The organism is Serratia sp. NA_13 (assembly GCF_052691735.1).
Genome location: NZ_JBQZFV010000007.1, coordinates 95,061 through 107,122 on the forward strand (window position 1 = coordinate 95,061; position 12,062 = coordinate 107,122).

9 protein-coding genes are annotated in these 12,062 nt (G+C 52.9%); 2 read left to right on the forward strand and 7 right to left on the reverse strand.

Annotated elements, in window-relative coordinates:
- The first annotated feature begins 19 nt into the window (after positions 1-19).
- Both pflB and pflA read left to right on the forward strand, forming a co-directional pair.
- Positions 20-2,302 (forward strand): formate C-acetyltransferase, encoded by a 2,283-nt coding sequence (gene pflB / locus ACUTSU_RS12260; protein ID WP_445650176.1) that lies wholly within the window; start codon positions 20-22, stop codon positions 2,300-2,302.
- A 300-nt stretch (positions 2,303-2,602) separates the two neighbouring features.
- Positions 2,603-3,343, forward strand: a complete 741-nt coding sequence (gene pflA, locus ACUTSU_RS12265) for a pyruvate formate lyase 1-activating protein (RefSeq protein WP_445654228.1) — start codon at positions 2,603-2,605, stop codon at positions 3,341-3,343.
- Positions 3,344-3,392: 49 nt separating this feature from the next.
- Here the strand turns inward: pflA and ACUTSU_RS12270 are convergent, their stop codons facing one another.
- From ACUTSU_RS12270 to ACUTSU_RS12300, 7 genes are all read right to left on the reverse strand, one after another.
- Complete coding sequence (locus ACUTSU_RS12270; RefSeq protein ID WP_445650174.1) at positions 3,393-4,538, reverse strand: MFS transporter; 1,146 nt, start codon at positions 4,536-4,538, stop codon at positions 3,393-3,395.
- A 215-nt stretch (positions 4,539-4,753) separates the two neighbouring features.
- Complete coding sequence (locus ACUTSU_RS12275; protein ID WP_445650173.1) at positions 4,754-5,680, reverse strand: pseudouridine-5'-phosphate glycosidase; 927 nt, start codon at positions 5,678-5,680, stop codon at positions 4,754-4,756.
- On the reverse strand, positions 5,677-9,513 hold the full coding sequence (locus ACUTSU_RS12280) for an amino acid adenylation domain-containing protein (protein WP_445654229.1): 3,837 nt from the start codon (positions 9,511-9,513) through the stop codon (positions 5,677-5,679). The genes ACUTSU_RS12275 and ACUTSU_RS12280 overlap by 4 nt, the downstream gene beginning before the upstream one ends.
- A gap of 387 nt (positions 9,514-9,900) precedes the next feature.
- Positions 9,901-10,596: an HAD family hydrolase gene (locus ACUTSU_RS12285; protein ID WP_445650171.1), complete on the reverse strand. Its 696-nt coding sequence runs from the start codon at positions 10,594-10,596 to the stop codon at positions 9,901-9,903.
- A gap of 20 nt (positions 10,597-10,616) precedes the next feature.
- Positions 10,617-10,841 carry a tautomerase PptA gene (gene pptA, locus ACUTSU_RS12290; RefSeq protein WP_445650170.1) on the reverse strand — a complete coding sequence of 75 codons (225 nt, stop codon included), beginning with the start codon at positions 10,839-10,841 and terminating at the stop codon, positions 10,617-10,619.
- A 22-nt stretch (positions 10,842-10,863) separates the two neighbouring features.
- The gene (gene upp, locus ACUTSU_RS12295; protein ID WP_445650169.1) at positions 10,864-11,514 is read right to left on the reverse strand and encodes a uracil phosphoribosyltransferase; all 651 of its coding nucleotides are present in this window, start codon (positions 11,512-11,514) and stop codon (positions 10,864-10,866) included.
- A 127-nt stretch (positions 11,515-11,641) separates the two neighbouring features.
- The gene (locus ACUTSU_RS12300) at positions 11,642-12,058 is read right to left on the reverse strand and encodes an NUDIX hydrolase (protein ID WP_445650168.1); all 417 of its coding nucleotides are present in this window, start codon (positions 12,056-12,058) and stop codon (positions 11,642-11,644) included.
- Between the last annotated feature and the right edge of the window lie 4 nt (positions 12,059-12,062).

Here is a 12,062-nt window from a genome sequence, read left to right on the forward strand (position 1 = left end):
AATTAAAGGTAGGTGTATAATGACCGAACTTAACGAGAAGTTAGCCAAAGCCTGGGAAGGTTTCAGCAAGGGTGACTGGCAGAATGAAGTCAACGTTCGTGACTTCATCCAGAATAACTACACTCCTTACGAGGGTGATGAATCCTTCCTGGCTGGCGCAACTCAGGCCACCTCCACCTTGTGGGACAAGGTTATGGAAGGGATCAAACTGGAAAACCGCACCCATGCGCCAGTTGATTTCGACACCAACATTGCCGCTACCATTACCTCCCACGACGCGGGCTACATTGCCAAAGAGCTGGAAACCATCGTTGGTTTGCAGACTGATGCACCACTGAAACGCGCGCTGATTCCATTCGGCGGCATCAAAATGGTGGAAGGTTCTTGTAAGGTCTACGGCCGCGAACTGGATCCACAGCTGAAGAAAGTGTTCACCGAATACCGCAAAACCCACAACCAGGGCGTATTCGATGTTTACACCAAAGACATTCTGAACTGCCGTAAATCCGGCGTGCTGACCGGTCTGCCAGATGCATACGGCCGTGGCCGCATCATCGGTGACTACCGTCGGGTAGCGCTGTACGGCATCGATTTCCTGATGGCCGACAAGTTGAACCAGTTCAAGTCACTGCAGACCAAACTGGAAAACGGCGAAGATCTGGAAATGACCATCCAGCTGCGTGAAGAAATTGCTGAACAGCATCGCGCTCTGGGTCAAATTAAAGAAATGGCGGCCAAATACGGCTGCGATATCTCTGGCCCGGCTACCACCGCGCAGGAAGCCGTACAGTGGACCTACTTCGGCTACCTGGCCGCAGTGAAATCCCAGAACGGTGCAGCCATGTCCTTCGGCCGCGTGTCCACCTTCCTTGATGTGTTTATCCAACGCGACCTCGATGCGGGCAAACTGAACGAAGAACAGGCGCAGGAACTGATTGACCACCTGGTGATGAAACTGCGTATGGTTCGCTTCCTGCGTACCCCTGAGTATGATGAACTGTTCTCCGGTGACCCAATCTGGGCGACTGAGTCCCTGGCAGGTATGGGCGTTGACGGCCGTACCCTGGTCACCAAAAACAGCTTCCGTTTCCTGAACACCCTGTACACCATGGGGCCGTCTCCGGAACCGAACATGACCATCCTGTGGTCTGAAAAACTGCCGTTGAACTTCAAAAAATACGCTGCGAAAGTGTCTATCGACACCTCCTCCGTACAGTATGAAAACGACGACCTGATGCGTCCTGACTTCAACAACGATGACTATGCCATCGCCTGTTGCGTCAGCCCAATGATTGTCGGCAAACAAATGCAGTTCTTCGGTGCCCGTGCCAACCTGGCGAAAACCATGTTGTACGCCATCAACGGCGGCGTTGATGAAAAAATGAAAATCCAGGTCGGCCCGAAAGAAGCGCCAATGATGGATACCGTGCTGGACTATGACAAAGTCATGGAACGCATGGACCACTTTATGGACTGGCTGGCCAAGCAGTACGTGACCGCGCTGAACATCATTCACTACATGCACGACAAGTACAGCTATGAAGCTGCACTGATGGCGCTGCATGACCGTGACGTTTATCGCACCATGGCTTGCGGCATCGCCGGCCTGTCGGTTGCGGCTGACTCCCTGTCTGCTATCAAATACGCTAAAGTGTCCACCATCCGTGACGAAGACGGCCTGGCCGTGGACTTCAAAATCGAAGGTGAATACCCGCAGTTCGGTAACAACGATGCTCGCGTAGATGACATCGCCTGTGACCTGGTAGAACGTTTCATGAAGAAAATTCAGAAACTGCGCACCTACCGTAATGCAGTAGCTACTCAGTCCGTACTGACCATCACGTCTAACGTGGTTTACGGCAAGAAAACCGGTAACACCCCAGATGGCCGCCGTGCAGGCGCTCCATTCGGTCCAGGTGCCAACCCAATGCACGGCCGTGACCAGAAAGGTGCCGTAGCGTCCCTGACCTCCGTAGCCAAACTGCCGTTTGCCTATGCGAAAGACGGGATCTCCTACACCTTCTCCATCGTGCCAAACGCGCTGGGTAAAGATGACGACGTGCGTAAAGCCAACTTGGCAGGTCTGATGGACGGTTACTTCCACCACGAAGCCTCTATCGAAGGTGGCCAGCACCTGAACGTTAACGTGATGAACCGTGAAATGCTGCTGGACGCGATGGAAAACCCTGAGAAATATCCTCAGCTGACCATCCGCGTATCCGGTTATGCCGTTCGCTTCAACTCGCTGACCAAAGAACAACAGCAAGACGTAATTACCCGTACTTTCACTCAGTCGATGTAATTGCCCCATCCGGGCGGGGTTTCCCGTCCGGTGGTTAAGCTGAACCCCGGGGCCGGATCTTTCCGGCCTTTTTAATAAATGCAGTCCCCTGACTCAGCGCGAGTCTGTTTTGCCAGATGGCTATACTCAATGGAATGGCTATCCGGCAAAACAGTTATCCGGCGCATTAACCGGCCAACAGGAATCGTTCCACCCCAGTCATCGGGCCCTGCCTGCTTGCTGCATTGCTGATCCCTGGCTGGCGGTTACAAGCCTACTTTTAGACTGCGTTTGACAGTCAATATTGGAGAAAACCCTGCAATGTCAGTAATAGGCCGAATCCACTCCTTCGAATCCTGTGGCACCGTAGACGGCCCAGGGATCCGCTTTATCGTTTTCTTCCAGGGCTGCCTGATGCGCTGCCTGTATTGCCACAACCGTGATACCTGGGATACCCACGGCGGGAAAGAAGTCACTGTGGAAGAGCTGATGAAAGATGCCGTCTCTTATCGCCACTTTATGAACGCTTCCGGCGGCGGCGTAACCGCTTCCGGTGGCGAAGCGATATTGCAGGCCGAGTTCGTCCGCGACTGGTTCCGTGCCTGCCACGAAGAAGGTATCAATACCTGTCTGGACACCAATGGTTTTGTCCGCCGTTACGATCCGGTGATCGACGAACTGCTGGATGCCACCGATCTGGTGATGCTGGATCTCAAACAGATGAACGACGACATTCACCAAAATCTGGTCGGCGTTTCCAACCACCGCACCCTGGAGTTCGCCCGCTATCTGGCAAAGCGCAATCAGCGCACCTGGATCCGTTACGTCGTGGTGCCGGGTTGGTCAGATGATGACAAGTCGACGCACCTGCTGGGTGAGTTCACCAAGGACATGACCAACATCGAGAAAATCGAACTGCTGCCTTACCACGAACTGGGCAAGCATAAGTGGGTGGCGATGGGGGAAGAGTACAAGCTGGACGGCGTCCATCCACCCAAAACGGACACCATGGAACGCGTCAAAGGCATTCTGGAAAGCTACGGCCACAAAGTGATGTACTGAGGCCTGAGCATAAAAAAACCCGGCGCACTATGGCCGGGTTTTTTCATGCTCAGGCAGCAGCCAGCGGAGTGTGCTGAGGATCCGGTTTTTTCAGCAGCATCATCAGATAGACCAGTGCTACGGCGGCAATCATCACAAACAGCGATTGGTCGGAATAATTCTGCATCAGCAGCGCGGTCATCGACGGCCCGAGCAGGCTGCCAATGGTGTAACTCATCAACAGTGCCTGATTCATCGCCACCAGCTCATGCGGCATCGCTTTCTCACAGGCCCAGGACATCGCGACCGGATACAGCGTAAACCCGGCACAGCCGAGAATGAATAGCGCCGGAGCCATGGCGGAGTGACTGAGCATCGCCATGCTGGCGAGGATCACCACAAATACCTGAATGCGCAGCACCAGCAGGCGCCCATAGCGGTCAGCCAGACGCCCTACCGGCCATTGCCCGACAATGCCTGAACTAACCAGCAATGCCATCCAATAACCGACGTTGGCGTCGCTCATCCCCTGATGGGATAAATACAGCGGCATCAGGCCATACAACGAGCCGAGAACAATACCGGAGATAATACAACCATTGATGCCCAACCGCGCGCTGCGGCGTTTCAACATTGGCCAAACCGCGGCGTGCTGAGGTTCGTCGTGCTGGCTGTTAATCCGAGCAAACAACATCGGCAATATGGCACTGATCACAATGGCCGTCACCCAGGGCACCACGTTCAACAGTTCGGTAGACACCTTACTCAGCAGCAACTGGCCGACCACCGTCCCCAGATAGTAGACCATCATATAGGCCGCCAGCAGTTGGCCACGGTTGGAAAGGTTTCCGCTGCGCAATAAGGCGCTCTCAACAATCACCCAAATCCACGCGCAGCCGATACCGGCAAAGAAACGCCAGCCCATCCAACTCCAGAAATCGAGCGACAACGCCATACCAGCGGTCGCCACGGCAAACACCACGCAGGCAAGATGATAACTGCGGGTAAATCCAATGCGCTGGATCAGTTTGCCCGCCATCAGCGTGCCAAACAGATTACCGGTAAAGTAAGAGGAGCTTACCATTCCCACCCGCCCGGTTGACAACTGAGCATGGGTTAACCAAAGAGGAACTAACGTATTCAATACGGCAATAGAAACCGTGAGCAACAACAGACCACAGAGCAGCAGAAGCACTGGGCGGGAATATGCGGACATAGTGAGATTGAAACCGAACGCGCAATGAGAGTGCGCGCATCATGCCACTGGCGATAAAAAAGTCAATCAGCTCTTATCAGTAGATCGCACGATTTGTTTTTGCCGCCGTAGCGCAGAGTAACATCTTCCGGAAACGGGCTCTCAATGACCGCTTTACGCCGTGTATCAATGGTGTTTCGGCGTCGCCCCTTCCTTATAGACGACGCCAAACTTTATTAACGCGGCCGGTGATAAACCATCGCCAACTGACCCGCTATTTCGGCGGTATTCACCAATACTGCCGCATTGGCCATGGCCGAACGTCCCTGGGTTGCCTGCTCAACCGCTTTCATAATGAATTTGGTTACCTGGCTGCCAGTCACCCCTTCAGCAGTCGCGTCCTCTATCGCGGCCTGGATCGCGGCCTGAACGTCACCGCTGTCAATCGCATCCGCCGGTTTGGTCGGTGCTGCCACCACCATCGCCGCACTGCCCGGTAATGCACGGTTAATATCAATCGCCCGGGCAATATCCTCCAGGCTGTCCAGACGTTGCGGACTGCGAAAACCGCTACTGCGGCAATAGAAGGCCGGGAAATCGTCCGTCTGATAGGTCACCACGGGAACGCACTGGGTTTCCAGAAACTCCAGCGTACGCCCGATATCGAGGATATTTTTGGCACCTGCACACACCACCGTCACGTCTGTGCGGGTAAATTGGATCAAATCGGAAGAGATATCCATACTGTCCTCCCCCCCGCGATGGACACCACCAATACCTGCTGAGGCAAAGAAACGAATGCCGGCCAGTTCGGCCAACATCAGTGACGAAGCCACCGTGGTGGCCCCCATGCCTTTTTGCGCCAGCACAAAAGGCAAATTATTGCTGGATACTTTTGCGATGCCAGGCGTGGTGGCGAACCGCTCGATCTGTTCGCGATGCATGCCCACCAAAATTTCGCCATCACAGATACCAATGGTTGCAGGAACCGCGCCGCTGCGACGTACTGCCGCCTCCACCGCCAGCGCCGTCTCCACATTGGCAGGATAGTTCAGCCCGTGGGTAATAACGTTTGACTCCAACGCAACCACCGCGTGGCGACTTTCCAGGGCAGCTTTCACTTCAGGATGAATAACCAAAGGCAGTAAATTAGCTTGCATCATGACTCACTTATCACATTAACGGAAACAGAAGGAAACAGCGCCGCTTGCAGTTGCGCGACACCTTCAGGCTGCAGCAATTGGTAATGGTCGACCGCCAGTTGGATCACCCGTGGCGGATTAGCTTGCAGAGCTGGCGAATTTTCAAGTTGGGAATAATGGTCGCCGGCCGCTTTAATGACAGTTATCGGTGCCTGAACCTGGCGTTGCTGCAGTTCTTCGAAGTTATAACCGAAGGCATAGGTTTGCTTGACGATCTCAATGATCCGCACCACCAGTTCCACCTGAAGCTGTGGGAAACAGCGGCAAATAAAACGCACAAAGTCCTCCTCTTCACGGCACTCTGTCAGACAGCGTTCAAGCAATGGCCCCTCCACCTGGCGGGCAAAAACGGAAAATAAAATCGCCACAAACACCGGGTTGGTGAAGCTGACTTGTTGGTTACCCTCTTGCTCTCGGTCAAACTGTGTTTTCGGCGAACCGGGAGCAATCAGATACAGCGCCTCGACTTCCTGGCCTTCAGCCTCCAACTGGTAGGCAGCCTCGAAAGCCACACGTGCGCCGAACGAGTATCCCCACAAGGTATAGGGCCCATGGGGCTGCAAGCGTCGGATTTGCGCGATATCGGCCGCCGCCATCTGTTGAATGGACTCCAGTGGCAATTCCCCTTCGTTAATTCCCAGCGCTTGCACGCCATAAAAAGCACGCGCCTGGCTCAGGCTCTCCCCCAGCGCTTTCAGACTCAGCGGATAGCCCCCCAAACCTGGCCAGCAGAAAATCGCCGGCGCCTGCTGTCGATTAAAGGGCACCAAACGCGACAGCTGTGGCGCGAGATAGGCATTGCGTTCTATCCAGTCGGCCAAAGCAACGATGTTTGGCGTTTGAAACAGGATCTGCATCGGCAATTTAATATCGAGCGCTTTGTTTACCTGGTTGATAAACATGACTGCGGTGAGGGAGTTACCCCCGCTTTCAAAGAAATCATCATCCGCAGAGACCCTTTCCCACTTCATGACCCGGCACCAGATTTCGGCCAAACGCTGTTGTAATTCGCCCTCTGGCACCAGGATTGGTTTTTCGGTATTCAGTTGGCAAGCATACATACGATTAAGCGTTTGTTGGTCGACCTTACCGTTGGCCATCAGCGGCAGCTTGTCCATGACCAGCACGCGGTTGGGGATCATGTATTGTGGCAACTGCGCGGCTAAATCGGCTTTCAGCATTTCAGTTGGCCCTTGCATATGCACCCGGTCCTCATCCATACCGTCATGGCTCAGTTGCGACTGACTGAGCGGGCCGCCGATACAGAAATAACAGCTCCGCATCGGTAACCCGTGGCGGGTCAACAGCGTCCTCATCGCCTTTGCGGCAGGCAAGTCGTGCCCGCTTTTCGAGCTATAGCCGGCCGACATCATCCCCAGCCCCAGTGGATTGGCTTGCAGGCGATGCAGCGCACGCCCCAGCATAATGTAATGCCCCTGAGCATCAGCATGGTTGTTCACCAGCATGATGCCAAAGCCCGCGCGCTGATAGACCTGCTGATTGATGGCAATAACGTGATGGCGCGCCAGGATCTCCTCATCCATAAAATGCAGCGATCCCTGGCGATAGTGGTACAGCCCAGGAGACATATCGGCGACGCCCTGTGCATGCACCTGGACAAAAAATTCTGGATGCTCGACAACGGCCTCCCTATTGGCTGGCTGAATGCGATAATCACCAAAATAATAGTCAGTTGCGGCTCCGTCATACCACTGTGGCAATGCCTCCGGTTTGGCATCGGTGATGACCTGCAAACCATATTCAGGCAGCAGTTCATCGAACAGCCCCAACATATGGCCTGTCTCCATCTCCAGAACTTCTTGAATATTGTTCTGATAGACCTGATCGATAGCCGCGCGTTTGCCGATAAAGTGGATTTTCAGGCTCGCCGTTGCCTGTTCCGACAGTTCGCATATGCAATACAGACGATGGTGCACCGGGTGGTAATAATAGATCCCCGCCGGCCAGCCAAACATGTGGTGAAGCTCGAGGTACATCTGAACCGAATACAGCGCCCCCGGCGACGCATAGGCGTATTTGGGCAATAAACGTTTTTCACTGGCGAACTGGCCAAAGTTTCGCAGCAACGCGCCAAAATCCTCAGCCGACAGCGCCTGCAAATCACTCGCTGATACGGCACGCGGGCTGCGCCCCAGGATCGACAATAATTGCGCCTCGGTGACCCGCGTCGTCCCTTCAAAGAAACGGTAGCTTTTGCGGCTGAAAGCCCGATAGCTTTGCTGCGCGGTAGCCTGTGCGCCGGCAAGCGCGATCGCGGGCAATGCCCGACACTCGTCTTCGCTGCGGCATCCCGCATTGGACAGCTGCGCCTTGACCTGTTGCCTGCTGGCCTTGGACTGATGATGCTCGCCATGGACTCCCTGATCCATCAACACCGCATGCTGCGAGTCCAGCTCGACGCAGGCGATCAGGTTTTGATAATGAGTTCGCTCATCCTCATTGACCATTACCGCCGCCCTTTTCACCCAGAGGTGACGCTCAATGGCCAGGCGAATTTCATCGAGCTCGATACGGTAACCGCGCAGTTTAATCTGGTTATCAGCCCGGCCGGAAAAGTGATAGTCGCCGAGGCTATCCCGATAAACCACATCCCCGGTACGATACATACGCGCATGTTCGGCCGCAGTGTTAAATGGATTCGTCAGAAATCGTTCTGCCGTCAACTCGGGACGCTGCAAATAACCATTGGCCACCTGCACACCGGAAATGTAAAGCTCACCTTTTTCACCCTCCATCACCGGCTGACGGTGCGCATCAAGCACATAAAAAGCGGTATCCGCCACCGGCCGGCCTATCGAAACAGCGTCCGGCGACTGTTCCAGTCTGTCTTTCTCAACCTCATGCACCGACGCATTGATGGTGCATTCCGTTGGACCATACAGGTTGACCAGGCCGGCCTGTGGCACACACTGAAAGAACTGCCGCGCCAGGTTGCGGGTCAATATTTCGCCGCCGCAAAACACCTGCGTTAACGCCTTGCAATCCTGCAGCAACGGCTGCTCGACCAGCGCTTGCAGCAGCGTGGGGACGCATTGCAGGCTGGTGATTTGATGACGCAGCAAGGTCATCACCATCATATCCGGATCGCGGTAGCAATCCTTCGGGGCCATCACCAGCGAACATCCCATCGCCGGTGCCAGGATCTCCCACTGTGCCGCATCAAAGCTCATGGGCGTTTTCTGCAAAATTTTGCTGTGTGCGCCAAAAGCGAACCGACCGCTCAGGTAATGCATATGACGAGAAATATTAGAGTAACTGACCATTACGCCTTTCGGTTTGCCCGAACTGCCGGAGGTGTAAATCACATAGGCCAGCCGCGCGGTATCACTGGCATCAGCAGTGTCAAAAACCGTTTCGGACAAATCAGAAAGATAAGGAATGTTATTGTCGGTAATAATCGTGACATCTGGCCCGATCAGCGTTTGCAATTTTTCTTTGAGATGATATTGGCAAAAAATAACTTTTACCGCTGAGTCGGCAATCATATAACGCAGCCGTTCATCGGGATATTCTGGCGCCAAAGGTAAATAAGCATAGCCACTGGCCAAAATCCCCCAGGCACCGCTTACCAGAGTAGTGGAAGGCTCGCAGAATAAACCGATACAAACGCTATCTGTGTTAATCCACTGCCGCAAACAGGAAGAAATACTGAAAACATGATGGCAGAAGTCGCGATAACTCAGTACGCTGTCCGCGTCTTGCACCGCAATGGCTTCGGGTTGCCGGCTGTAGTGTTGAGCCAACTGTTCAAATAGTCCCGCCGAAATATCCATTTTTACTCTATGAACGCCTCACATTTGCCAGGATCCCGATAGGGTTGTAATGACGACGTGCTTTAGCCCCCCCATTCAGGGAAAATGCCGGCCTTATACCATTAGGGGATATCTGTCGTTGTCATTACTGTCGTTATCCATGCAGCTTTTCGGCATTCACCCTCTTTCAGAGTTAATAGTTGCCAGTTGGCAGATGACAACTGACGTCATTTTTTCGCAGGCATGAGCCTGAGCGACTTTTGCCCATATCCTTTGGATCTATTTATTTGTCATGGCGCTAATTGCGTTATCAGCGTAAGCATGGCGATATTTATCGCCCGTAAACTTTCACCATTAAGAAATAGCGCTGTCTGCGGCCCTGAATAACCAGTAATTCTTTTGCTGTTGTTAGCCTGCTGCTGCGCGACTAACGTCTCTGTGACGGCACCAGTCAACCACGGCGGCAAAAGAGCTTACAATAATGCTGGGCTCGGCCGCGGCCAGTACCTGACGATTTTGAATACCATAATCCACCGCGATCACCTGACAGCCAACCTGATGAGCCATCAATATGTCGTGCGTAGTATCCCCCACCATCACCGCATCGCTCGCCCTGACCTGATAGTGATCCAGGATTTTGTTGCCAGACTCCGGCGCCGGTTTTTTTTCCGTCACCTGATCGGCGCAAACCACCACATCAAACAGCGGGGCAATGCCCGCCGCTGCCAATAGCGAATTTGCACTGCGTGCGAACTTATTGGTAGTCACTGCCAGATGAAAACCCTCACTTTTCAACTGTTGCAGGCCCGCGGCGACGCCAGGAAATAACAGCGATGCCGCCATCGGTAAAATCAGCGTCTGAAACTGCCGTTGATACTCCGCCACGCAGTCAGTCACAGCCCTTCCATCGGCCTCCTGAGACAGCAATTGAGCAAAGGCACGCTCCAACGGCAGGCCTATCGTTTCACGAATCAGCTCATCGTCGGCCGGCTGTGGTAATTGCAGTTGTTGAAAGGTGGCACGAAAAGCGGACACAATCGCTCTCGCCGTATCAAACAGGGTGCCGTCAAGGTCAAACATAATGACTCGGAGTTCAGGTTTCATGGATGTCACCTTTTTTAGGGTCAGTAATTAGGGACTTTAATTAAGCAGTCTTTTTTATTTTCTATTTCCGGCCGATAGACCTGCGTCTGCCAGTCATCGGCAGACACCTGCTCTATTGCAATGGAAACGACGCCGGCATCGCACTGTAATGCTTGCGTAATAACCCGCGTTATCTCCTCTGCCAATGTATTCTTGGCGCTTTGGGAAAGTACCTGCGGAAAATGCTGAATTTTCACGTGCGGCATGTTTTTCCTTTGTAGAGTTTAATTACCCGTGACGGGTACCAAAGTAACGGTCACCGAAGTCGCCGATCCCCGGTTTCATAAAAGCCTGATCCGAGAGTCCCTGTTCAATGGACGACGTCACCAGTTGGATCGACGGGAAGCGGGTAAACAAACGATCGACCCCTACCGGCGATGCCAATACATTAACAACATAGATATTCTCCACCGGAACGCCTTGCTCCAACAGCGTTTCGATTGCCATGATCAGCGATCCGCCCGTGGCCAGCATAGGTTCAAATAGCAACACTGCGCGTTCGGCAATGTCGTCGGGGAAATGAGAGTAGAAATATTTGGGAAGCTTACTTTGCGGATTGCGTTGAATAAGTATTTTGCCTATCGGCTGGCCGCTAAACATTCTGCGATACTCACCCTCAAAACTTTCCCCGGCGCGGATCACCGAAACACCGCAAATACCACGGGCAAGTTTTAGCCCCGTGTAGGTTTCGCCAATTGGCGTAATCACCTCATTTTTTTCATAAGGCAGTAAGGTGGCAGCCTGCACCAACAGTTGGCGCAGCAGTTGATCGCTATAATATTCAAAGCAAGCGTGCTCCGCCTGCTTATTACGGATCTGAGTGTGCAAATAAGTAAGATAATGACTTGGGGCCAGCAGATGAATATTAGAAAGTTTCATAACCTTGTTCTTTTAACAGAGTAATAGATACATAAGCATCGCCCTTCACCTGTTTGGATGAAAGGAGAGCTTATATCGATTAAAAATAAAAGTCAGTCTGTAACTTATCAATAACAACAGGTAATAATCAGTCGATAAGATGCATTTCCTTTAACTCGTGCAATACTTTTGCTGCAACTGCAGAACAACGATGGCTGTCAGCATGGGTCAACCAGGTTATTTCTTCTATTTCGGCACTGGCTTTTACTTCGCCAATAAAGTCGGCAGAAAAACAATGTATCTTAACCATCACGCCTGCAGGTTTACCGTCGGCCTGCCCATGGAATTCGCCCAATGAAATAATACTGTCATTAATTAAATCAACGGAAAGTTCTTCTTTAATTTCTCGGGTCAGAGCTTCTCGATCGTTCTCTCCGATTTCCCGCTTGCCGCCAGGAATATAAAACGTCGTCTTGTTATACGAACGAGCCATCAGGACTTTTTTATCCTGGATATAAACCCAGCCTAATTTATCAATGAACTTTGCAGCAGGATTGTTATTCACTCTG